Origin of the sequence: Mesorhizobium sp. SARCC-RB16n (assembly GCF_008520305.1) — a bacterium.
Taxonomy (GTDB): domain Bacteria; phylum Pseudomonadota; class Alphaproteobacteria; order Rhizobiales; family Rhizobiaceae; genus Mesorhizobium.
The window spans coordinates 460,229-482,342 of record NZ_ML703264.1 but is presented as its reverse complement, the minus strand read 5'-3'; the positions used below and the strand labels follow the sequence as shown (position 1 = coordinate 482,342).

Sequence of the window (22,114 nt, the reverse complement as noted above, 5' to 3'; positions counted from 1 at the left end):
TGATTCAACGCAATCGTGAGGTTGCCTGATGAGCTTCGACGCCATCATGCCGCGCGCCACGGTGCCTGCCATCCTGCCCGGCAGCGGCGGCATGCGCGGCGCGCTCTCCGACCTCTTCTGGCGTAGGCCAAAAGTCCTCCTTCTGCTCATGCTTTTGCCGCCAGTGCTGTGGCTCGGCATCGTCTATATCGGCTCGCTGTTCGCGCTGTTGGCACAGAGCTTTTTCTCCATCGACGAGTATTCCGGCCTCATCAACCGCCAGTTCACGCTGAAGACCTATGGCGACCTGTTCCAGGCCGCCAATCTCGACATCATCCTGCGCACCGTGACGATGGCCGCACTGGTCACGCTGGCTTCGGCCATCGTCGCCTTTCCGATCGCCTACTACGCGGCGCGTTATGCGCGCGGCCGCTGGAAGGCGCTGTTCTATCTCGGTGTCATGCTGCCGCTGTGGTCGAGCTACCTAGTCAAGATCTATGCCTGGAAGCTGATCCTGGCCAAGGAAGGCATTCTCACCTGGCTGCTCGCCAAGCTGCATCTCTCGTGGCTGCTCGATGGCTGGCTGTCGTTGCCGGTGGTCGGCGGCAATTCGCTGTCGGTGTCGTTCACCGGCACCTTCATCGTCTTCGTCTATGTCTGGCTGCCCTTCATGATCCTGCCGGTGCAGGCGGCACTCGAGCGCGTGCCCGGCAATCTGGTCGAGGCCTCGTCCGATCTCGGCGCTTCGCCCGGCCAGACCTTCCGCAATGTGCTGTTCCCGCTGGCGCTGCCCGGCATCGTCGCCGGCTCGATCTTCACCTTCTCGCTGACATTGGGTGATTACATCATCCCGCAGATCATCGGCACCTCGCGCCTGTTCATCGGCCAGGCCGTCTATTCGCAGCAAGGCACCGCCGGCAACATCCCGCTCGCCGCCGCCTTCACCGTGGTGCCCATCGTCATCATGGGTTTCTACCTCTGGGGCGCCAAGCGCATGGGGGCCTTCGATGCGCTCTGACCGTGGTCAATCTGCTCCCCTCGGCCTGAAGATCGCTGCAGCCTGCGGCCTGCTCTTCCTGCATCTGCCGATCCTGCTGATCTTCATCTATGCCTTCACCACCGAGGAGAAGAGCTTTGTCTGGCCGCCGCCCGGGCTGACCACGCAATGGTTCGCCGTCACCTGGAACCGGCCTGATGTCTGGCAAGCGCTGTCGCTGTCGGTCCGCGTCGCCGCCATCTCGACCACGATTGCACTGGTGCTCGGCACGCTGTGCGCCGCCGCCGTGTCGCGGACGAAATTCTTCGGCCGCGAAACCATCTCGCTGCTGGTCATCCTGCCCATCGCGCTGCCCGGCATCATCACCGGCATCGCGCTGCGCTCGGCCTTCGCGCTGGCTGACATCCCGTTTTCGTTCTGGACGATCGTGCTTGGCCACGCCACCTTCTGCGTGGTCGTCGTCTACAACAACGCCGTTGCGCGCTTCCGCCGCACCTCCGGTTCGATGATCGAGGCTTCGATGGATCTCGGCGCTGATGGCTTCCAAACCTTCCGGCATGTCGTGCTGCCCAACATCGCCACCGCACTGCTCGCCGGCGGCATGCTCGCCTTCGCCTTGTCCTTTGACGAGGTCATCGTCACCACCTTCACCGCCGGCCAACAGCAGACCGTGCCGATCTGGATGCTGGAGGAACTGATCCGTCCGCGCCAGCGCCCGGTCACCAATGTCGTCGCCATGGTCGTCGTGCTGGTGACGCTGCTGCCGATCCTGTTTGCCTATTACCTGACCCGCGAGGGCGACCAGATCGCCGGAAGCGGGAAATGAAAAAGTGAGTAGTGAGTAGGGAATAGCCGAATCCACGGTGGAAACTCATCCACTACTCACTACTCACTTCTGCCCAAGGAGAAACCTCATGGACACCCAGATGCTGATCGGCTCGAAATTCGAGAAGGGCACCGAGACCGAGGAGCCGATTCTCAATCCGAGGACCGGGGCGAACATTCTCAACCTGCCCGAGGCCAGCCAGGCGCAGATCGAGGCGGCAGTGAGCGCCGCCGAACAAGCGTTCGTCTTGTGGTCGCGCACCACGCCGGCGCAGCGCTCCGGCTATCTCCTGAAGATCGCGGACCGCATCGAGGCCGAAGCCAGGGAATTCGCGACGCTAGAGGCGCTGAATTGCGGCAAGCCGATCAACGCCGTGCTCAATGACGAAATCCCCGCCATCGTCGACTGCTACCGCTTCTTCGCCGGCGCGGTCCGCTCCATGCCGGGTGTGGTCGCGGGCGAATATATACCCGGCCACACCTCGATGGTACGGCGCGACCCGATCGGCATCGTCGCTTCGATCGCGCCCTGGAACTATCCGCTGATGATGATGGCCTGGAAACTGGCGCCGGCGATCGCCGGCGGCAACACCGTCGTCTTCAAGCCGTCGGAGCAGACGCCGCTGACGGCACTGAAGCTGGCCAAGATCCTGGCCGATATCCTGCCCGAGGGCGTCGTCAATGTCGTGCTCGGCCGCGGCGACAGCGTCGGCAACACGCTGATCAATCATCCCAAGATCAACATGATCTCGATCACCGGTGACGTCGCCACCGGCAAGAAGGTGCTGCAGGCCGCCGCCAAGTCGGTCAAGCGCACGCATCTCGAACTCGGCGGCAAGGCGCCGGTCATTGTCTTCGACGACGCCGACCTCGGCGCCGTCGTCAACGGCTTGCGCGCCTTCGGCTACTACAATGCCGGCCAGGACTGCACCGCCGCCTGTCGCATCTATGCCGGCAAGAAGATCTACGACAAACTGGTCGCCGACCTATCCTCCGCCGTCTCGACGATCAGATACAACCAGCCCGACGACACCGAGAACGAAATCGGGCCGTTGATCTCGCGCCGCCAGCGCGACCGCGTCTCGAGCTTCGTGGAGCGCGCTTCGGAACTGAAGCACATCGACATCACCACCGGCGGCAAAGCGGGCGAGGGCACCGGCTTCTACTATCAGCCGACTGTCATCGCCGGCGCGCTGCAGGAGGACGAGATCGTGCGCCGCGAAGTGTTCGGCCCGGTGGTCTCGATCACTCGCTTCACGGAAGTCGACGAGGCGGTGAACTGGGCCAACGACAGCGATTACGGCCTGGCGTCATCGGTGTGGACCAAGGACGTCTCGCGCGCCATGGCGACGGCCGCGCGGCTGCAATATGGCTGCACCTGGATCAACACCCACTTCATGCTGACCAACGAGATGCCGCATGGCGGCCTGAAACAGTCCGGTTACGGCAAGGACATGTCGCTCTATGCACTGGAGGATTACACCGCCGTGCGCCATGTCATGGTGGCGCACGGGTAAGGGGCATCGCATCGCCGCGCTGACGCCCTTCGTCTGAAGAAGGGCGTCAGCGTTATTGTACTCCCCATAGGTCCCGGCGTTTGACAGGGGAAGGCCGCCTAGGCGGCAGCGAGAACCCGCCAGCTAAGCTGCCGTCCTGCCTTGCATCTCCGATGGCGCGGGCTTGATGTTCAAGTTGACCCGGAAGAGGTTGGATGGGTCATAGGTCCGCTTCACCTGGCTTAACCGCTCGTAATTCGCGCCATAGCTTGCCCGCAGGCGCGCTTCCCCTTCGTCGTCCATCATGAAATTGACGTAGCCGCCTTCGCCATTGTGGGGATGGATGCTCGCCCAGTAATTCTTGGCCCACTTGGTGAGGTCGGCGGCCTTGCCCGGATCGGGATCGATGGCGGCTATGACCATTGACCAGCTTGCGTCGCGTGCGTTCCAGGCAGTCTCGTCCTTGCCGACGCGGCGCACGGCGCCGTCTATCGGGTAAAGATGCATGAGAGACAATTCGCTGGGCGCCTGGGCAGCCTGTGCGATATGGGTCGCGATGGCTTCGTCGGGAAGCGACTTGACGAAATCGCCCTTCCAATACCATTGCAGGCCTTTGGGAAGCAGCGGGTCGAACAGCGCCTGCAACGCCGGGTAAGGCATGACGCTCATCCAGTTGAAGATCGGTGGCGGCAAGTTGTCCAGCAGCGGCGCCATCGCCTTGCGCCCGTCTTCCTCCGTGCCGTTGTAGCAGGAGATGATGGCGCAGGCGCGCTTGCCCCAATACTCGCGCGGGAAGGGATCGGTCGAAGGGACCGACTTCAGGCCGACAAAGGCGCCGAGATCTTCCGGCGCTGCAGGCAGGTAGTCGCGATAGGCCCGCATGACGGCCGGAGCATCCTTGGCCTCCCAGAACACCGGGCCACCGAAGATCATGCTTACGGGATGGGCCTGGAACAGGAAGCTGGTTACAACGCCGAAATTGCCGCCGCCGCCCCGGAGAGCCCAGAACAGGTCGGGATTCTCGCTTTTGTTGGCCCTCACCGTGCTGCCATCGGCCAGCACCAGATCGGCCTCGACAAGATTGTCGATGGTGAGACCGTATCTGCGCGTCAGATAGCCCGTCCCTCCGCCGAGAGTAAGGCCGGCAACGCCCGTGGTCGAGACGATGCCGAACGGAACGGCGAGCCCGAAAGGATGGGTGGCGTGGTCCACGTCACCCGACGTGCAGCCAGGCGCGACCCTCACGGTGCGCGTGTTCGGGTCGACATGGACACCCTTCATCATCGACAGGTCGATGACCAGGCCGTTGTCGCAAATTCCCAATCCGGCTCCGTTGTGCCCTCCGCCGCGCACGGCGACCAGGAGGTCGTTGTCGCGCGCGTATCTCACGGCGGTGATCACGTCGGCGACATCGGCGCAGCGTGCAATCAGCAGCGGGTGCTTTTCGATCATGCCGTTGTAGATCTTGCGTGCTTCGTCATATCCGGCATCGTCACGCAGGATCAGCTGCCCGCGCAGGCCTTCACGCAGTTTTGCATGGGTTTCGTCGGTCATCGGTTTTCTCCCTTTGATTGCGCCAGCGCTATGCGGCGTCGGCGCGACGCATCTTGTTGCTTCGTTGTGCCGCCCCCTCGGGGCGGATGCGTTGGATGGTGCAGAGACGAGTACATTGCACCGATCCGGTCCCCGCTGCTTCGCCCGAAAGGGCCAATGGGCAATGGCCCAGGAGAGCCATGGCGGGCAGCCGGAAGCCGCCGCGGAGACTGGCCGTATAGGAGTAGGAGCCACGCCTCGTGGCTTTGCTTTCATCGCATGGTGCATAATGAAGGTGGCCGTCGCCTCGCAGCCACCTTCCATCGTACTGCCACCCCTCCCAGAGCCTGGGCCGCGGCTATCCGGCGTCAACTATTCGACGATACGGAAGATCTGCCAGAAGCTCGTGCCCGACACGACATAGGGCTCGACCTCCTTGCCCCATTTGGCATGCGCTTCGATCTTGCCGATCTTGGCGAAGAATTCTTCCAGTTGGGCCAAGCTCTCCACTTGCATGTGCGACTCGACCGTCGCCTCGCGTGCGCCGATCGATCCGGTCATGATCTGGAATTTGAAATTGGCGAGGCCGACCTGTGAGCCGATCTCGCGTTCCCATTTCCGCATCAGTTCGAGCACCGTCTGCTTGTGTCCGAACTTGGCGTCGATCTGCCATCTGGCGCTGAACATCTTGTCCTCCCTTGTTGCGGCGTGGCCGCGTTTGACTACTCGTCCCAGGCCTGCACGACGGTCTGCCGTGCGATCTGCCCGTTCTTGAGTTCCAGCATCGCCGCGGCGAACACCTTCGTGCCGTCCGGATAGGCGCAGGCCTGGGTGAAGGCCAGGCTGTTGCCGTCGGCGATGGTTGCGTCGACCTTGTGGGTCATCGCGCGGCTGCAGATATCGTCCCAGAACGTGGTGATCGCCGCGCGCCCGCGGATTTCGCGCGGCTTGCTCGGCGGATTGTTGCGGTCGATCACCCGCACCAGCGCGTCGTCCGCATAGAAGCTCGACAGCATCTTGCCGTCACGGCCTTCGATCGCCTTCTTGATGGCCGCGCCATTCACGGCTTGGGTCTTGGTCAGCATTTTATCCTCCATGTGCCCGTCTTCAGGATCGGGCGGTTGATGTTGGGAAGTGTCTGCCCGGCGCTCATCGACGGGTAGTGCCTTTCACTGCGACTTCGCCTTGACGGCCGCGAACACGTCGTCGGTCTGCTTCTTGAAGGTGGCGAGATCGACCTGGCTGCCGTTGAGGATCGTCGACCAATGGCGCACGATTGCCGCCATCGCGATCGTCTCCTTGATCTCCTCGTCGCTGGCGCTGTTCAGCTTGGCGGCCTCGGTGTGGAAATAGATGCAGTACTGGCATGGGATCTGCGAGGCGACCGCGAGGCCCATCAGCTCCTTGGTCTTGCCGTCGAGCGCGGTCTTGGGGTTGAGCTGCACACCCTTGATCTCGGCCCAGGCGCCGGCGATGGCGACATCAGGCAGTGTCTTGAACATGTCCGGCACCGAGCCGAGCGTCGCCTGGATGTCCTTGTAGGCGGCGGTCGCCGATGCATCCTCCGCTGTTACGGGAGAGGTCGTAGTCAGCACACCAATGCCTGCCACGATCATAAGGGATCTGACATTCAATTTCGACTTGAGCATCTCATCCTCCGTTCGCAGCGCCTTTCGGCGATATCCGCCTGGCCTGCATGGGGAATTGATAGCGCTTAAATCGGTGTGCTTGCTTCCCCCGAAAGCGCCATGGCTCTCATGGCCCGTCCGGGCCAGTCTGCCGGGCGGAAAATGCCGCCGCCGCCGCCCGCGATGGCAGGTCGAGCTTGAGCAGTATGTTGGCGACATGGCGCTTGACCGTGTGCTCGCTCAGCCTGAGTTCGGCGGCGATCGCGGCATTGCTCTTGCCGTCGGCGATCAGGCTCACCACTTCGCTCTCGCGCGCCGTCAGGCAAGCCGGTTCGGTCGCCCTGGCCTTGGGACGACAGGCCGGCTCCAGGTGCTGTTCGGACATCGCCAGCACCAGCGCCATGGGCTCGTCCAGTTCGTCGATGCTGACACGGCCAGCGTCGGCGAAATGAAGTCCCGAGCCGACTGCCAGGTCGGCGACCAGCCTCGACGCCAGTATCTCGCCGCGCCCGGCGCGAGCGGCGAGTTGGATCGTCACGCGACCCATCAATCCTGCGGGGGGGCCGCGCAATTCGATCTCGCCGACATGCGCCCCTTGCGCGCTTGCCACGCCGATTTGCTGCGCCGCGTCACGCAACGCCGCCGCACAGCGTAAGGCCCGCCCCGGGCCGTCGAAGCGCGAAATCATCGTTTCGCCATGCACATCCGTGCAGCGCCCGCCATGGCGTGTCACAAGTGCCCGCCATGTCTCGTGGAAATGCTCGCTGCGTTCGCTCCACATCCGATCCCCGAGGCGGGCCGTATCGTAGATGCGTGTCGCCAGAAGCGCGGCCAGCACGCGCTCCGCTTCCCCCACGGCGCGTTCGCCGGTCAGAAATTCCTCGATCAGGTCGGCCACCCGGTCGACATCGCCGGTCCAGATCGGATGATCGCGGCCCGGGATTTCGATCAGCCGCGCGTTGGGAATCTTCCTGGCCAGAAAGCGGCTGGCGTCGGGATCGACCCGCACATCGTTGCGGCGATGGATCAACAGCGTCGGCGCGTCGATCGCCGCCAGGATGCCGCGTACATCGATCTCAGCGTTCATCCGCGCCAGTGTCGCCGCTGCGGTTGGGCTCGCCGACAGCCGTTCGAAGCGGGCCCACCAGGTTGAAAAACGGGCGTCATCGACCCTGCCCGGCGCGAAATTGGCCAAGGTGGCACCGGTGCCCCAGGCGGTCTCGGCCGTCGCGATGAAGGCGTCCAGACGCTCCGGCGGCATCACCCATTTGTGGAAATGCGCATAGCCGCCATAGAGCGCCAGCGCCCGCGTCCGCTCCGGATAGGTGGCGGCGAACAGCATCGCCATCGGCGCGCCTTCGGAAGCGCCAAGCAGGGCAGCACGGCCGCTGCCGGCCGCATCCATCACCGCGCGTACATCGTCCATACGGGTCTCGAGGCTGGGCAGGTGATGGACATCGACGCGGTCGGAGAGGCCTGTGCCGCGCTTGTCGAACAGGATCAGCCGTGAGAAGGCCGACAGCCGCCGCAAGAGCCTGGTATAGCCCTCGTCTTCCCAGTGCAGGTCGAGATTGGAGATGAAGCCCGGCACGAAGACGAGGTCGAACGACCCCTGGCCGACCACCTGATAGGCGATCCGCACCTCGCCGCTAAGGGCGTATCGGGTCTCGATCGGCCTCACGATGGTATCCGCCCGGCCTGACGATTTCTGATCGCCAACCATAGCAGAGCCGCGCAGGGTGCGGCAGCTTAAACTTTAGCAAAGAAAAATATAAGCCAGCGCGGCGGCTGGAGCTATCTCTGCGACGCGACGACGTCGCCAGGCGAGGCCTCAAGTCCGAGCTTGAGATCGGCCTCTGCCGGCGTGATCGGCCGCTTGATCCTGGCCGAAGCGACCACAACCAGTTCGTCGAAGCCCTCACCGCCGCTGTCCAGCATCTCGAAGAACTGGCGCCGCATCCTCGGCTCCCAGAATTTGTTGATATGCTCGGCGACACCGGCAACGCCTTCCTCGCGTGGCCTGGAGTGGAAAAAGGCGGCGATCTGGTTGGCCATCCGCACCAGCTTTTCTTTGGTGCTCATGATGTGCTCTTCGTCATGCGACATGCTGGGCAACTCCGGAGATCACCCGGTCAGGGTGGGTAAAAACATCGAAATCGTCGCCGCGCACCAACGCCACCAGCGTCATACCGGCTTCTTCTGCGGTGCGGATGGCAAGGGCAGTCGGCGCCGAGACGGCGATGATGAAGGCCGAACCGATCGCTGCCGTCTTCTGCACCATCTCGACCGAAACACGGCTGGTCACCACGACAGCGCCCGATGCGCCATCGATATTGGCCTTGGCCAGCGCGCCCGCTAGCTTGTCCAGCGCATTGTGGCGGCCCACATCCTCGCGCGCCATGACGATGCCCTTGCCGGGCACGTAGAAACCGGCGGCGTGCACGGCGCCCGTCTCAGTATGCAGCGGCTGCACCTTCGACAGCAACTTGACCGAACGGGTAATGTCTTCGGCATCAAGCGTAAGCTTCGACGCACCGACCGCGCCGACCGAGCGCATCGCTTCCTCTATGGATTCGATGCCGCAGAGCCCGCAACCGACCGGTCCGGCAAGCCGCCTCCGCCGCGCCTCGAAGCGTGTGTTGGCCTGGTCCTTCAGCCGGATCTGGATATCGATGCCGGCACCATGATCTTCCACTTCGATGGCTTCGATCTCGTCAGGCGCAGCGATGATGCCTTCGGTCAGCGAGAAGCCGAGCGCAAAATCCTCGAAATCGGCCGGGCTTGCCATCATCACCGCATGCGTGGTGCCGGCAAAGGAGAACGCCACCGGCGTCTCCTCAGGCACCATGCGGTTGGCCGCGGCCGTGCCGCTGGCGCGGTGCGCCAGCCGCGATATCTGCGTCGTCGCTTTGCGGCGCGCGCCCAAGACTACTCCGCCGCCTGCAGCGGAGCGATGCGGCGGCTCTGCTTGGCCTGTTCGTCATAGTCGCGCTGCCATTCCGACGGACCGTTGGAAGCGCCGACCTGCACCGCAGTCACCTTGTATTCCGGACAGTTGGTCGCCCAGTCGGAGAAGTCGGTGGTGATGACGTTGGCCTGCGTGTCGGGATGATGGAAGGTCGTGTAGACCACGCCCGGCGACACCCGGTCGGTGATCAGCGCGCGCAGCGTTGTCTCGCCCGAACGGCTGGTCAGCCGCACCCAGTCGCCATCGTGCAGGCCGCGGTTTTCTGCGTCATGCGGATGGATTTCCAGCCGGTCCTCGGAGTGCCACATGACGTTTTCGGTACGCCGTGTCTGCGCACCGACATTGTACTGGCTGAGGATACGGCCGGTGGTCAGCAGCAGCGGGAAGCGCGGTCCGGTTCTTTCGTCCGTCGCCACATATTCGGTACGGATGAACTTGCCCTTGCCACGCACGAAGCCGTCGACATGCATGATCGGCGTGCCGAGCGGCGCCTTGTCGTTGCAGGGCCATTGCACGGAGCCGATACGGTCGAGCAGGTCGAAGGAGACGTTGGCGAAGCTTGGCGTCGTCTTGGCGATTTCGTCCATGACTTCGGACGGATGCGTATAGTTCCAGTCCAGACCGATCGCGCGCGCGAGCTCCTGCGTTGCCTCCCAATCGGCGTAGCGCGCCTTCGGCTCCAGCACCTTGCGCACCATGTTGATGCGGCGCTCGGCATTGGTGAAGGTGCCGTCCTTCTCGAGGAAGGTCGATCCGGGCAGGAAGACATGCGCGTAGTTCGCCGTCTCGTTGAGGAAGAGGTCGTGCACGACCACGCATTCCATCGCGGCAAGGCCGGCGGCGACGTGCTTGGTATCGGGATCGGACTGCAGGATGTCCTCGCCCTGGATGTAGATGCCCTTGAAGGAGCCATCGACGGCGGCATCCAGCATGTTGGGGATGCGCAGGCCGGGTTCGTCGTCCAGCTTCACGCCCCACAGGCTCTCATAGATGTCGCGAACCGCGTCGCCCGAAATGTGCCGGTAACCCGGCAGCTCATGCGGGAACGAGCCCATGTCGCACGAGCCCTGCACGTTGTTCTGGCCGCGCAGCGGGTTCACGCCGACGCCCGGCCGGCCGATATTGCCGGTGGCCATTGCGAGGTTGGCGATCGCCATCACCGTGGTCGAGCCCTGGCTGTGCTCGGTGACGCCGAGGCCGTAATAGATCGCGCCATTGCCGCCCTTGGCGTAGAGGCGCGCGGCACCGCGGATCAATTCGGGATCGACGCCGGACAGCTTGCCCACGGTTTCGGGGCTGTTCTCAGGCAGGGCGACGAAGGACGCCCAATCCTGGAATTCCGCCCAGTCGCAGCGCTCGCGGATGAAGGCTTCGTCGAAAAGGCCTTCGGTGACGATGACATGCGCCAACGAGGTCAGCACGGCTACATTGGTGCCGGGCTTCAACGGCAAATGGTAGTCGGCTTCGACATGCGCCGACTTGACCATCTCGGTGCGGCGCGGATCGAGCACGATCAGCTTGGCGCCCTGGCGCAGCCGCTTCTTCAGCCGCGAGGCGAACACCGGGTGCGCCGAAGCCGGATTGGCGCCGATGATAACGGCGACGTCGGTGAATTCGACGGAATCGAAATCCTGCGTACCGGCCGAGGTGCCGTAGGTCTGGCCGAGGCCATAACCGGTCGGCGAATGGCAGACGCGCGCGCACGTGTCGACATTGTTGTTGCGGAAGCCCTGGCGCACCAGCTTCTGGACGAGATAGGTTTCCTCATTCGTGCAACGCGAGGAGGTGATGCCGCCGATCGCGGTGCGGCCGTACTGGTACTGGATGCGGCGGAATTCCTTGGCCGTATGGGCGAGCGCCTCTTCCCAGCTCACTTCGCGCCAGGGATCGCTGACCTTTTCGCGGATCATCGGCGACAGGATGCGGTCCTTGTGGGTGGCGTAGCCATAGGCGAAGCGGCCCTTCACGCAGGAATGGCCGTGATTGGCCATGCCCTCCTTGTAGGGCATCATGCGGATGACCTCGTCGCCCTTCACTTCGGCCTTGAACGAGCAGCCGACGCCGCAATAGGCGCAGGTGGTGACGGCGGAGTGCTCCGGCATGCCCTTTTCGAGCACGGTTTTCTCGCGCAGCGCATCGGTCGGACAAGCCTGCACGCAGGCGCCGCAGGACACGCATTCGGAAGCGATGAAATCCTCGTGCATGCCGGCGACCATGCGCGATTCGAAGCCGCGGCCCTCGATGGTCAGCGCGAAAGTGCCTTGCACCTCCTCGCAGGCGCGCACGCAGCGCGAACAGACGATGCATTGCGCCGGATCGTAGGTGAAATAAGGATTGGACTCATCGCGGGCGATGTAGTCGACCGCTAGCGAGCCGTGGCCGGGCGCGACGCCGCCTTCTTCCTTGACGTGGTTGCGCCCCTCGACGCCGTAGCGATTTTCGGTCAGGCCGACGGACTTCGCCACCACATCGAACTCGCTGGCGCCGGTTCCGGCCTTCTCGTTCCAGCCGGTCGGATGGTCGGAGACGTAGAGTTCCATGACGCCGCGGCGGATGGCGTCGAGCCTGTCCGACTGCGTGTGCACCACCATGCCTTCGCCCACCGGCGTCGTGCAGGAAGCCGGCGTGCCGCCGCGCCCTTCGATCTCGACGAGGCAGACGCGGCAGGAGCCGAAGGAGTCCAGCATGTCGGTGGCGCAGAGTTTCGGGATCTCGACCCCGCCTTCCATCGCCGCGCGCATGATCGACGTGCCTTCCGGCACGCTGATGCTGCGGCCATCGACGGTCAGCGTGACCTGCTTCTCGGCCCTCGATTGCGGAGTTCCGTAATCGAGTTCTTCGATGAGCGTTGGGAAGTCGGCCTTGATGTTCATCTGCCAGCTCCTATTCAGCAGCCACGCGCGCCGGCGCGGGCTTGAAATCCTCGGGGAAATGCGTGATCGAACTCATCACCGGGTAGGGCGTGAAGCCGCCCAGCGCGCAGAGCGAACCGAACTTCATCGTGTTGCAGAGGTCGGTGACCAGCGCGAGGTTCTTTTCCGGCTCAATGCCGGCGGCGAGCCTGTCGATGGTTTCCACGCCCCGCGTCGAGCCGATGCGGCAAGGCGTGCACTTGCCGCAGCTTTCGATGGCGCAGAATTCCATGGCGAAGCGTGCCTGCTTCAGCATGTCGGCAGTATCGTCGAAAACTGTGACGCCGGCGTGGCCGATCAGTCCATCGCGCTTGGCAAATTCTTCGTAGTCGAACGGCGTGTCGAACAGCGCGCGTGGGAAGTAGGCGCCGAGCGGCCCGCCGACCTGCACCGCCTTGACCGGACGTCCACTGGACGTCCCGCTGCCGATATCGTCGACGATCTCGCCCAGTGTCAGGCCGAAAGCTGTTTCGAACAGGCCGCCTTGCTTGACGTTGCCGGCGATCTGGATCGGGATCGTGCCGCGCGAGCGGCCCATGCCGAAATCCTTGTAGAAGGCGGCGCCCTTGTCCATGATAACAGGAACAGAAGCCAGCGAGATGACGTTGTTGATCACCGTCGGCTTGCCGAACAATCCCTGTATCGCGGGCAGCGGCGGCTTGGCGCGCACCACGCCGCGCTTGCCTTCCAGGCTGTTGAGCAGCGAGGTTTCCTCGCCGCAGACATAGGCGCCGGCGCCGACGCGGATTTCCATGTCGAAGGCGTTAGGCGAGCCCAGCACATTGACGCCGAGCACGCCGGCCTTGCGGGCGATCTCGACGGCCTTGTTCATGACAGCCACCGCATGCGGATATTCCGAGCGGATGTAGACGAAACCCTTGGTCGCGCCGGTGGCGATGCCGGCGATGGTCATGCCTTCGATCAGCACGAAGGGGTCGCCTTCCATGATCATGCGGTCGGCGAAGGTGGCGCTGTCGCCCTCATCGGCGTTGCAGACGATGTATTTGCGCTCCGATGTCGTATCGAGCACCGTCTTCCATTTGATGCCGGTTGGGAAGCCTGCGCCGCCGCGGCCGCGCAGGCCGGATTCGGTCACCTGCTTGACGATGTCGGCGGGCGCCATGGCCACCGCATTCTGCAGGCCTTTCAATCCGCCGAGCGCCTTGTAGGCATCGAGCGACAACGGATCGTTGATGCCGCAGCGTGCAAATGTCAGGCGAGTTTGCTTGGCCAGGAATGGAATCTTGTCCGGTGCGCCAAGCCAGCGCTTGTGGTGGCCGCCGGTGAGAAAACCGCTGTCGAACAGGCTCTTCACGTCCGACGGCTTCACCGGCCCGTAGGCGACGCGGCCATTCGCTGTCGCCACTTCGACCATCGGTTCGAGGAAATAGGCGCCGCGCGAGCCGTTGCGCACGATCTTGGCTTCGATGCCGCGCTCGGCGAGTTCACTTGCAATTGCCTTGGCGACCTTTTCGGCGCCCAGCGCCAGCGCGCCGGAATCGCCGGGAACATAGATGCGGGGGATCATGAGCGCACCTCGGCAACGATCTCGTCGATCTTGTCGTCATCGAGCCGCCCGATCACCTCGCCGTCCAGCATCGCCGACGGCGAACAGGCGCACAGCCCGAGACAATAGACCGGCTCGAGCGTAACCGATCCGTCACGCGTGGTCTCATGGAAATCGATGCCGAGCAACTGCTTGACCCTGGCGGCGACCGCGTCCGAACCCATCGACTGGCAGGCTTCCGCCTGGCAGAGCTTCAGCACGTGCCGGCCGGCCGGCCGGGCACGGAAATCGTGATAGAAGGTGACGACGCCGTGCACCTCGGCCCTGGACAGGTTCAACCCATCGGCGATGACGGGCACGGCGTCCTGCGGGACGTGGCCAAATTCTTCCTGGATGCCGTGGAGGATCGGCAGCAGCGGACCCTCGAGGTCCTTCAGATCTTGAACAATCGCCGCCGTGCGCGATGCGATCTCGGTACTTGCAGGCTGCATCGTCATGCAGCGCCCTCCCTGGTCGATAGCTTTTATCGCTAAGTCTTTACAAAATCAGAGGAAACCCGCGAAATCAATAAAGCTGTTTCGTTGCTCGATAGAAACCTTCTATCGATGAGCTTCGGTCAGCATTGTCTAGCCTAGCGATGGGCACGGAAATCGTCTGCCAGCGCCATCGCCTCGTCCAGCAGCGCCTGCACCAGCGGCGTGTGCGGCTCACGCGGCGCGGCGACCAGCCCGACTGTGTGGCTAGCGTCGGGCTCGACGATCGGAATGGCCCGGATCGGTTCGGAAAAACCGAATGTTTCCGCAAGGTTGAGCGGCATGATCGACGACCATTTCCCGGTCCGGATGTGCGAGAACAGCACGATCATCGAATTCGATTCCAGCGTCGGCCGCACCTGCACGCCGGCCTCCGCAAGGTGCTGGTCGATGATACGGCGGTTCTGCATGTCCGGCGTCAACAGGCAAAGCGGCAACTGGCTGATTTCCGCCCATGTCACTTTGTCGCGATCCGAAAAGGGGTTGCCGATAGCGGTGATCAATTGGTAGCGCTCGTCATAGAGCGGCACGCTGGTCACTCGTCCCAGTGGCTCGTTGTCGAGATAGGTGATGCCGGCATCGACATCGAAATTGCCGAGCAGCGAAAGCACTTCGATCGAGGTTCGCGACAGCACCGAAAAGGTGACGCCTGGGTGCTTGTCCCGAAAGGGCGTCGTCAATCTGGCCACCATGGCCAATGCCGTCGGGATGGCGGCAATACGGATGCGGCCGGAAAGGCCGTGGCGGGCGGCGCGCATCTCCTCGCGCATGGTCCTGGTGTCGCCGACGATGCGGCGCGCCCAGACCAACACCTGCTTGCCCTCCGGCGTCAGGCCCTGGAACCGCGAGCCGCGATTGACCAGCATGACGCCGAGCTGGCCCTCCAACTGCTTGATGCCGGCCGACAGGGTCGGCTGCGTGACCCTGCACGCTTCAGCCGCCCGGCCGAAATGCTCTTCCTTGGCCAGCGCGATAAAGAATTCGAGTTTGTCGATCATTGGCGGAAGCTATCCGGCACGGCTGCGCCGCGCCAGATGGTGCCGCGCTCAATCATCCAATGCATGTCGCCCAAAAGTGACTTCAGTTTTGGGATAACGACATGCATAAAAAAAATCTCCCGCCGCGCTGCCGATCGCCGAGATTTACCGGTCCACAAGATTCAGGATGTTGCCATCCGGATCCTTGAACCATGCGACTTTCATGCCGCCGCCCACATGGAGGTCGCCCTCGATCGTCAGGCCGGGCATTTCGTAATGCTCGAAGGCGATGCCCTTCGACTTGAGGGCGTTGACGACATTGGCGATTTCGTCGCCGACCATCCAGGTCACCGCCGTCGCCTTGTTGGTCCCGGCGAATTCGGAACGATAGACATTGATGGTGGTATCGCCGCTTTTGTACACGATCAGTTCGCCGCCCTCATCGTGTACCTGTTCCAGGCCGAGTGTTCCCTCATAGAAGGTCTTGGCCTTCGCCAGATCCTTCACGGCGAGGTTTGCTGATGCGTTGCTGTTTGCAAGCATGATCGTCTCCTTCCCTGGTTGTCATTCCTCTGGTCATGGAAATAGGTCACCCAGGCCGCTTGACGACCAGCGCCATGTCTGGCGCTTGGAGCCGTCCGCGTTCTGCACTATGTGAGCTGCAGCCGAACGCCAGGGAATAACAGCCATGTCCATTACCAAGGAAATCGTCACCGAGCGCTTGAAGACGGTCAACGGGCCGGATTTCACTGGCAACATCGTAGACCTTGGCATGGTTTCAGAGATTTTCATTGCCGATTCGAAAGTCTTCTTCTCGATCACCGTGCCGGCCGCACGCGCGCAGGAGATGGAGCCGTTGCGCGCCGCCGCCGAGCGGGTGGTGAAGGCCATTCCCGGCGTCGCCGGTGCGGTCGTCGCGCTGACGGCTGAAAAGAAGGGTGGCGGCATGGAGGCGCCGGTTCCATCGCGTCCCGCACCCAGGCCGGCGCCGCCGGCACCGCCCGCCGCCGCACCGCGCGCGGCTCCGCATGCTCCTGCTTCGCAGAGCCACGGCAAGCGCGGCGTGCCTGGCATCGAGACGATCATCGCGGTTGCGTCCGGCAAGGGCGGCGTCGGCAAGTCGACCACGGCCGTCAATGTGGCGCTCGGCCTTGCCGCCAACGGCTTGCGGGTCGGCGTGCTCGATGCCGACATCTATGGCCCGTCGATGCCCAGGCTGCTCAACATCCACGGCCGGCCGCAGACGGTCGACGGCAAGATCCTGAAGCCCATGGAGAATTACGGCCTCAAGGTGATGTCGATGGGCTTCCTCGTCGATGAGGAGACGCCGATGATCTGGCGCGGGCCGATGGTGATGTCGGCGCTGACCCAGATGCTGCGCGAGGTCGAATGGGGGCGGCTCGACGTGCTCGTCGTCGACATGCCGCCCGGCACCGGCGATGCGCAGCTCACCATGGCCCAGCAGGTGCCGCTGGCCGGCGCCGTCATCGTCTCGACCCCACAGGACTTGGCGCTGATCGATGCCCGCAAAGGTCTCAATATGTTCAAGAAAGTCGACGTGCCGCTGCTCGGCATCGTCGAGAACATGAGCTACTTCCTCGCTCCGGACACCGGCAAGCGCTACGATATTTTCGGCCATGGCGGCGCGCGCCGCGAAGCCGAGAGGCTGGGTGTCACCTTCCTCGGCGAGGTGCCGCTGGAAATGGGCATTCGCGAGAGCTCGGACGCCGGCACGCCGGTGGTCGTCTCGAAGCCCGACGGCGCCGAAGCGAAAATCTATCGCGATATCGCGGCCAAGGTCTGGGACAGGGTCAATGAGGAGCGCGGCGCGGCTGAAGCGGCGGTACCGAGCATCGTGTTTGAGTGATCCCTCAAGGGGAGGGATCAGCCGCCCACTTTCTCGCCGAATGCCGAAAAGAACTGTCCGGCCAGCTTCTTCGACGTCGATTCGATCAGCCGGCTGCCGAGCTGCGCGATCTTGCCACCGACTTCGGCCTTGGCCGCATATTTGAGGACTGTGGCGTCCGGCCCGTCGGCGGTGAGGGTGACGTCGGCGCCGCCCTTGGCGAAGCCGGCGATGCCGCCCTTGCCTTCGCCCTGGATGGTGTAGGCATGCGGCGGCTTGAGATTCTTCAGCGTCACTTCGCCGTTGAATGTGGCCTTGATCGGCCCGATCTTCAGCACCACCGTCGCCGCCATCTCGGTCGCCGATTTCATTTCCAGGCTCTGGCAGCCCGGAATGGCGTCCTTCAGGACGACTGGGTCATTCAGCGCTTCCCACACTTTCTGCACGGGTGCGGCGATACGTTCCTCGCCTTCGATCACCAAAGCCATCAAAATCTCCCCCTTCGCCGATGTCGGATTGGTCGTAGCGCGCGGCTCGATAGCTGTCTATCGCACCAAAGTCGGGATTCAGATCACGCGTGCCCCTTGCCTGCATCCGCGCGTTGTCATATCGATTTGTCATACAAATACGGAGACCATGATGGCTGGCGCCCCCACGAAAAAGAAAAAGTTCCGCTCGCAGGAGTGGTTCGACAATCCCGACAATCCGGGAATGACGGCGCTCTATCTCGAGCGTTACCTGAATTACGGGCTGACACGCGCCGAGCTGATGTCGGGCAAACCGCTGATCGGCATTGCCCAGACGGGTTCCGATCTTTCGCCCTGCAACCGGCACCATATCGAGCTCGCCAAGCGCGTGCGCGAAGGCATCGTCTCGATGGGAGGGATTCCTTTCGAATTCCCCTGTCACCCGATCCAGGAGACCGGCAAGCGGCCGACCGCGGCCCTTGACCGCAACCTCGCCTATCTCAGCCTTGTCGAGGTGCTCTACGGCTATCCGCTCGATGGCGTCGTGCTGACCATCGGCTGCGACAAGACCACGCCCGCCTTGCTGATGGCGGCGGCCACCGTCAATATCCCGGCCATCGCGCTGTCGGTCGGCCCGATGCTCAATGGCTGGCACAAGGGAAAACGCACGGGCTCGGGCACCATCGTCTGGGAATCGCGCCAGCGCCTGTCGGCCGGCGAGATCGACTATGACGAGTTCATGGACATCGTCGCGTCCTCGGCGCCGTCCACGGGCTATTGCAACACCATGGGCACCGCCACGACGATGAATTCGCTGGCCGAGGCGCTCGGCATGCAGTTGCCCGGTTCGGCCGCCATCCCGGCGCCGTATCGCGAGCGCGGGCAGATCGCCTATGAGACGGGAAAGCGCATCGTCGACATGGTGCACGAGGACCTGAAACCGTCCGACATCATGACCCGCGGGGCCTTCGAAAATGCCATCGTCGTCAATTCGGCGATCGGCGGCTCGACTAATGCGCCGATCCACCTCAACGCCATCGCCCGCCATCTCGGCGTGCCGCTCGACAATGACGATTGGCAGAAGATCGGCCTCAAGGTGCCGCTCATCGTCAACCTGCAGCCGTCGGGTGAATATCTCGGCGAAGACTATCATCACGCCGGCGGCGTGCCGGCCGTGGTGGCCGAACTGATGAAGGCCGGAATGCTGCCGCATCCCGACGCCTTGACTGTCAATGGCAAGTCGATCGGCGACAACTGCAAAGGGGTCGCGAACGAAAACACCGACGTCATCCGCACCGTGGCCGAGCCGCTGAAGACCAATGCCGGCTTCATCAACTTCAAGGGCAATCTATTCGATTCGGCGATCATGAAGATGAGCGGCATCTCGCCGGAATTCCGCGAGCGCTATCTGTCCAACCCGAACGATCCGGAAGCCTTCGAGGGCAACGCCATGGTCTTCGACGGCCCGGAGGATTACCACGCCCGCATCGACGATCCGGCGCAAGGCATCGACGAGCACACCATCCTGTTCATGCGCGGCGCCGGTCCGGTCGGCTATCCCGGCGGCGCCGAGGTCGTCAACATGCAGCCGCCGGCCTACCTCATCAAGAAGGGCATCCATTCGCTGGCATGCATCGGCGACGGCCGCCAGTCCGGCACGTCGGGCTCGCCGTCGATCCTTAATGCCTCACCGGAGGCCGCGGTCGGCGGCGGTCTGGCCTTGCTCAAGACCGGTGACCGCGTTCGCATCGATCTCCGGAAGGGCACCGCGAACATCCTCGTCAGCGACGACGAGATCACGCGGCGACGCGCCGAGCTGCAGAAAGATGGTGGCTATCATTATCCCAAGCACCAGACGCCATGGCAGGAAATCCAGCGCGGCATGGTCGACCAGTTCTCGGCCGGCATGGTGCTGAAGCCGGCGGTGAAATACCAGGATGTCGCGCACACCATGGGCGTGCCCCGCGACAATCACTGATTATTCCCCGAATAGTCATCGATTATTCCTGGCTGGTTACGAATGATGGATGGACGGAGACCGGCGGCCTGATCGATCAGGCCGCCGTTCCCATGGGCACAGGCCGGAAAACGCTCCGTCCTTGACAAGCCTGCCCAACAATTCCACCATCATCTCAAGGGGTGCATCGCGACGACCCCGTGAGGCGTCAGCCCAATGTTCGCGTCCAGGCTTCTCTGTTCAGGAGGTGGACGCCATGCCGTCAACAACCGCTATCACCGTACAGCAGCTATCCCGTCTGATGGGTCTGCCGGGCGCGCCGACAATTGTCGATGTCCGCATCGATGAGGATTTCGCCGCCGATCCGCGCCTGCTGCCGGCCTCGCACCGGTGCAACTTCAAAACCATCTCGGCCTGGGCAGCCGACCTTGCCGGCAGCCAGGTGGCCGTCGTCTGTCAGCGAGGGCAAAAGCTCTCGCAAGGCGTGGCCGCATGGCTGCGACATGAAGGCGTTGCCGCCGAATCTCTCGAAGGCGGCTTCGAGGCCTGGCGCGATGCCGGTGGCCTTCTGGTGCGCGCCGACAAGATACCGTCCCGCGATGAAAAAGGCCGCACCGTCTGGGTGACAAGGGCTCGCCCCAAGGTCGATCGCATCGCCTGCCCCTGGCTGGTCCGGCGCTTCGTCGATCCGCATGCGGTCTTTCTCTTCGTCGAGCCGGCCGAAGTGGCTGCCGTCGCCGATCGCTTCCATGCCGTGCCCTTCGACATCGACGATGTGTTCTGGAGCCATCGCGGCGAGCGCTGCACCTTCGACACGATGATCGACGAGTTCGGACTGGAATCCCAGGCACTCGATCGCCTTGCCACGATCGTGCGCGCGGCCGATACCGCCAGGCTCGATCTCGTTCCCCAGGCCGCCGGATTCCTTGCCGCCTCGCTTGGCCTGTCACGCATGTTCCGGGACGATCTGGTGCAGTTGGAGGCCGGAATGACGCTTTATGACGCGTTCTTCCGCTGGTGCCGCGACGCCACGGACGAGACACACAACTGGCCGGGCGGGGCAAGGCCGTCATGAGCGGCCTCATGTCGGGGGAAGGTACCGACATCGTCGAGGTGCCGGCGGTCCCAAGCTTCCGCGAGGCCACGAAACTCTGGGCGAAGATCGGATTGCTGAGCTTCGGCGGGCCGGCGGGCCAGATCGCGCTCATGCATAAGGAATTGGTCGAGGAGAGGCGCTGGATTGGCGAGCAGCGTTTCCTGCATGCCCTCAACTACTGCATGCTGCTGCCCGGTCCCGAGGCCCAGCAGTTAGCCATATACATCGGCTGGCTGCTGCACAGGACGGTCGGCGGCCTTGTCGCCGGTGTCCTGTTCGTGGTGCCCGGTGCACTCGTCATGCTCACCTTGAGCATCCTTTATGCGCTCTATGGTGATGTCCCGCTCGTCGAGTCCCTGTTCTTCGGAGTGAAGGCCGCCGTGCTTGCGGTCGTTGTCGAGGCGGTGATCCGCATCGGCCGCCGCGCCTTGAAGAACCGGGTGATGGTGGCGATCGCGCTTTGCGCTTTTCTCGGCATCTATGTGCTCGGCATTCCGTTCCCGCTCATCGTCCTGATAGCGGGGCTGGTGGGATGGTTGGGTAACCGTGTCGCGCCGGCCTTGTTTTCCGGCGCTGCGCACGGCAAGAATGATGCTCCCGACATCAAGGGTGCGGTCGACCTGATGTTCGAGCGCGGCGAACTGGCTCACACCATACCGACACGATGGCATGCGCCACGCATCATAGCCATCTGGCTGCCGATCTGGCTCGGGCCGGTTCTGTTGCTCTGGGCGCTTACGGGCACAAGCAGCGTGTGGACGCAGATCGGCGGGTTCTTCAGTCTCATGGCGGTCGTCACCTTCGGCGGCGCCTACGCGATTCTTGCTTATGTCTCACAGGCGGCCGTCGAATCGTTCGGTTGGCTCGCCCCCGGTGAAATGGTCGATGGCCTTGGGCTGGCCGAGACAACGCCGGGTCCGCTCATTCTGGTGTTGCAGTTTGTCGGCTTCATCGCCGCGTTTCGCCACTCCGGCTCGCTGGATCCGTTGCTTGGCGGATCGCTTGGAGCGCTGCTGACATTGTGGGTCACGTTCACCCCGTGCTTCTTCTGGATATTCCTCGGCGCGCCCTACATCGAGGCTCTCCGTGGCAACAAGGCCTTGTCGGCCGCACTGGGCGCGATCACCGCCGCCGTGGTCGGTGTAATCATGAACCTTGCTCTGTGGTTCGCCCTGCACGTCGTCTTCCGTGAGGTGCACATGACGGGCCTTGGCATGAATGTGCCGGTGCTTTCGTCGATCGATTGGCGGGCCGCGCTGCTTTCCCTGGCCGCCATGGTCGCCATCCTGAAGTTGAAAACCGGTGTGCTGCCGACGCTTGCGGGGTGCGCTCTTGCTGGCGTGTTGCTGTTGGCGGCGGGCGGCTAATGCATGTCGCCCGGAAGTGTCCTCGG

At 63.5% G+C, this 22,114-nt stretch carries 20 protein-coding genes; 7 read left to right on the top strand and 13 right to left on the bottom strand.

The features are described 5' to 3' along the window. The first annotated feature begins 28 nt into the window (after positions 1-28). The 3 genes from C7I87_RS12995 to C7I87_RS12985 all read left to right on the top strand — a co-directional run bounded on the left by C7I87_RS12995 (position 29) and on the right by C7I87_RS12985 (position 3,318). On the top strand, positions 29-997 hold the full coding sequence (locus C7I87_RS12995; RefSeq protein ID WP_149904575.1) for an ABC transporter permease: 969 nt from the start codon (positions 29-31) through the stop codon (positions 995-997). Continuing rightward, positions 987-1,802 carry an ABC transporter permease gene (locus tag C7I87_RS12990; protein ID WP_149904574.1) on the top strand — a complete coding sequence of 272 codons (816 nt, stop codon included), beginning with the start codon at positions 987-989 and terminating at the stop codon, positions 1,800-1,802. Before C7I87_RS12995 ends, C7I87_RS12990 begins: the two co-directional genes overlap by 11 nt. 88 nt (positions 1,803-1,890) lie before the next feature. Next, positions 1,891-3,318 (top strand): gamma-aminobutyraldehyde dehydrogenase, encoded by a 1,428-nt coding sequence (locus C7I87_RS12985; protein ID WP_149904573.1) that lies wholly within the window; start codon positions 1,891-1,893, stop codon positions 3,316-3,318. A gap of 123 nt (positions 3,319-3,441) precedes the next feature. Here C7I87_RS12985 and C7I87_RS12980 read toward each other — a convergent pair whose 3' ends face one another. The 12 genes from C7I87_RS12980 to C7I87_RS12925 form a co-directional block, all read right to left on the bottom strand. Beyond that, positions 3,442-4,851 (bottom strand): FAD-binding oxidoreductase, encoded by a 1,410-nt coding sequence (locus C7I87_RS12980; protein ID WP_149904572.1) that lies wholly within the window; start codon positions 4,849-4,851, stop codon positions 3,442-3,444. Positions 4,852-5,202: 351 nt separating this feature from the next. Further along, positions 5,203-5,517, bottom strand: a complete 315-nt coding sequence (locus C7I87_RS12975; protein ID WP_149904571.1) for a hypothetical protein — start codon at positions 5,515-5,517, stop codon at positions 5,203-5,205. Between the two features lie 35 nt (positions 5,518-5,552). After that, positions 5,553-5,915 (bottom strand): nuclear transport factor 2 family protein, encoded by a 363-nt coding sequence (locus C7I87_RS12970; protein WP_149904570.1) that lies wholly within the window; start codon positions 5,913-5,915, stop codon positions 5,553-5,555. 84 nt (positions 5,916-5,999) lie between these two features. Then, positions 6,000-6,479 carry a carboxymuconolactone decarboxylase family protein gene (locus C7I87_RS12965; RefSeq protein ID WP_149904569.1) on the bottom strand — a complete coding sequence of 160 codons (480 nt, stop codon included), beginning with the start codon at positions 6,477-6,479 and terminating at the stop codon, positions 6,000-6,002. A gap of 106 nt (positions 6,480-6,585) precedes the next feature. Then, positions 6,586-8,139 (bottom strand): alpha/beta fold hydrolase, encoded by a 1,554-nt coding sequence (locus C7I87_RS12960; protein WP_149904568.1) that lies wholly within the window; start codon positions 8,137-8,139, stop codon positions 6,586-6,588. Between the two features lie 113 nt (positions 8,140-8,252). Continuing rightward, on the bottom strand, positions 8,253-8,564 hold the full coding sequence (locus C7I87_RS12955; RefSeq protein WP_149904567.1) for a formate dehydrogenase subunit delta: 312 nt from the start codon (positions 8,562-8,564) through the stop codon (positions 8,253-8,255). Next, positions 8,554-9,384: a formate dehydrogenase accessory sulfurtransferase FdhD gene (fdhD, locus tag C7I87_RS12950; RefSeq protein WP_149904566.1), complete on the bottom strand. Its 831-nt coding sequence runs from the start codon at positions 9,382-9,384 to the stop codon at positions 8,554-8,556. The genes C7I87_RS12955 and fdhD overlap by 11 nt, the downstream gene beginning before the upstream one ends. A gap of 2 nt (positions 9,385-9,386) precedes the next feature. Further along, positions 9,387-12,299 (bottom strand): formate dehydrogenase subunit alpha, encoded by a 2,913-nt coding sequence (gene fdhF, locus C7I87_RS12945; RefSeq protein ID WP_149904565.1) that lies wholly within the window; start codon positions 12,297-12,299, stop codon positions 9,387-9,389. Between the two features lie 10 nt (positions 12,300-12,309). Then, positions 12,310-13,866, bottom strand: a complete 1,557-nt coding sequence (locus C7I87_RS12940) for a formate dehydrogenase beta subunit (RefSeq protein ID WP_149904564.1) — start codon at positions 13,864-13,866, stop codon at positions 12,310-12,312. Further along, complete coding sequence (locus C7I87_RS12935) at positions 13,863-14,342, bottom strand: formate dehydrogenase subunit gamma (protein ID WP_149904563.1); 480 nt, start codon at positions 14,340-14,342, stop codon at positions 13,863-13,865. Before C7I87_RS12935 ends, C7I87_RS12940 begins: the two co-directional genes overlap by 4 nt. 134 nt (positions 14,343-14,476) lie before the next feature. Further along, positions 14,477-15,376, bottom strand: a complete 900-nt coding sequence (locus tag C7I87_RS12930) for a LysR family transcriptional regulator (protein WP_149904562.1) — start codon at positions 15,374-15,376, stop codon at positions 14,477-14,479. A gap of 144 nt (positions 15,377-15,520) precedes the next feature. Beyond that, the gene (locus C7I87_RS12925; RefSeq protein WP_149904561.1) at positions 15,521-15,898 is read right to left on the bottom strand and encodes a VOC family protein; all 378 of its coding nucleotides are present in this window, start codon (positions 15,896-15,898) and stop codon (positions 15,521-15,523) included. Between the two features lie 145 nt (positions 15,899-16,043). Here C7I87_RS12925 and C7I87_RS12920 point away from each other — a divergent pair, with 145 nt between their 5' ends. Beyond that, a complete protein-coding gene (locus tag C7I87_RS12920; RefSeq protein ID WP_149904560.1) occupies positions 16,044-17,222 on the top strand; it encodes an Mrp/NBP35 family ATP-binding protein in 1,179 nt (392 codons plus the stop codon). Between the two features lie 17 nt (positions 17,223-17,239). On the opposite strand, the gene C7I87_RS12915 is transcribed toward C7I87_RS12920, so the two are convergent. Further along, the gene (locus C7I87_RS12915) at positions 17,240-17,689 is read right to left on the bottom strand and encodes an SRPBCC family protein (RefSeq protein ID WP_149904559.1); all 450 of its coding nucleotides are present in this window, start codon (positions 17,687-17,689) and stop codon (positions 17,240-17,242) included. Positions 17,690-17,840: 151 nt separating this feature from the next. On the opposite strand from C7I87_RS12915, the gene C7I87_RS12910 reads away from it, so the two are divergent. The 3 genes from C7I87_RS12910 (at position 17,841) to chrA (ending at position 22,088) form a co-directional block, all read left to right on the top strand. Beyond that, positions 17,841-19,646, top strand: coding sequence for an IlvD/Edd family dehydratase (locus tag C7I87_RS12910; protein ID WP_149904558.1), 1,806 nt, complete (start codon positions 17,841-17,843; stop codon positions 19,644-19,646). A gap of 235 nt (positions 19,647-19,881) precedes the next feature. Next, a complete protein-coding gene (locus C7I87_RS12905) occupies positions 19,882-20,700 on the top strand; it encodes a chromate resistance protein ChrB domain-containing protein (protein WP_149904557.1) in 819 nt (272 codons plus the stop codon). Further along, the gene (gene chrA / locus C7I87_RS12900) at positions 20,697-22,088 is read left to right on the top strand and encodes a chromate efflux transporter (RefSeq protein ID WP_149904556.1); all 1,392 of its coding nucleotides are present in this window, start codon (positions 20,697-20,699) and stop codon (positions 22,086-22,088) included. Before C7I87_RS12905 ends, chrA begins: the two co-directional genes overlap by 4 nt. Positions 22,089-22,114: the final 26 nt, after the last annotated feature.

What these genes read in the sequence shown, in the direction of transcription:
- C7I87_RS12995 (WP_149904575.1), top strand. Translation starts at nt 29, where the DNA reads ATGAGCTTCGACGCCATCATGCCGCGCGCCACGGTGCCTGCCATCCTG.
- C7I87_RS12990 (WP_149904574.1), top strand. Translation starts at nt 987, where the DNA reads ATGCGCTCTGACCGTGGTCAATCTGCTCCCCTCGGCCTGAAGATCGCT.
- C7I87_RS12985 (WP_149904573.1), top strand. Translation starts at nt 1,891, where the DNA reads ATGGACACCCAGATGCTGATCGGCTCGAAATTCGAGAAGGGCACCGAG.
- C7I87_RS12980 (WP_149904572.1), bottom strand. Translation starts at nt 4,851, where the DNA reads ATGACCGACGAAACCCATGCAAAACTGCGTGAAGGCCTGCGCGGGCAG.
- C7I87_RS12975 (WP_149904571.1), bottom strand. Translation starts at nt 5,517, where the DNA reads ATGTTCAGCGCCAGATGGCAGATCGACGCCAAGTTCGGACACAAGCAG.
- C7I87_RS12970 (WP_149904570.1), bottom strand. Translation starts at nt 5,915, where the DNA reads ATGCTGACCAAGACCCAAGCCGTGAATGGCGCGGCCATCAAGAAGGCG.
- C7I87_RS12965 (WP_149904569.1), bottom strand. Translation starts at nt 6,479, where the DNA reads ATGCTCAAGTCGAAATTGAATGTCAGATCCCTTATGATCGTGGCAGGC.
- C7I87_RS12955 (WP_149904567.1), bottom strand. Translation starts at nt 8,564, where the DNA reads ATGTCGCATGACGAAGAGCACATCATGAGCACCAAAGAAAAGCTGGTG.
- fdhF (WP_149904565.1), bottom strand. Translation starts at nt 12,299, where the DNA reads ATGAACATCAAGGCCGACTTCCCAACGCTCATCGAAGAACTCGATTAC.
- C7I87_RS12940 (WP_149904564.1), bottom strand. Translation starts at nt 13,866, where the DNA reads ATGATCCCCCGCATCTATGTTCCCGGCGATTCCGGCGCGCTGGCGCTG.
- C7I87_RS12935 (WP_149904563.1), bottom strand. Translation starts at nt 14,342, where the DNA reads ATGACGATGCAGCCTGCAAGTACCGAGATCGCATCGCGCACGGCGGCG.
- C7I87_RS12930 (WP_149904562.1), bottom strand. Translation starts at nt 15,376, where the DNA reads ATGATCGACAAACTCGAATTCTTTATCGCGCTGGCCAAGGAAGAGCAT.
- C7I87_RS12925 (WP_149904561.1), bottom strand. Translation starts at nt 15,898, where the DNA reads ATGCTTGCAAACAGCAACGCATCAGCAAACCTCGCCGTGAAGGATCTG.
- C7I87_RS12920 (WP_149904560.1), top strand. Translation starts at nt 16,044, where the DNA reads ATGTCCATTACCAAGGAAATCGTCACCGAGCGCTTGAAGACGGTCAAC.
- C7I87_RS12915 (WP_149904559.1), bottom strand. Translation starts at nt 17,689, where the DNA reads ATGGCTTTGGTGATCGAAGGCGAGGAACGTATCGCCGCACCCGTGCAG.
- C7I87_RS12910 (WP_149904558.1), top strand. Translation starts at nt 17,841, where the DNA reads ATGGCTGGCGCCCCCACGAAAAAGAAAAAGTTCCGCTCGCAGGAGTGG.
- C7I87_RS12905 (WP_149904557.1), top strand. Translation starts at nt 19,882, where the DNA reads ATGCCGTCAACAACCGCTATCACCGTACAGCAGCTATCCCGTCTGATG.
- chrA (WP_149904556.1), top strand. Translation starts at nt 20,697, where the DNA reads ATGAGCGGCCTCATGTCGGGGGAAGGTACCGACATCGTCGAGGTGCCG.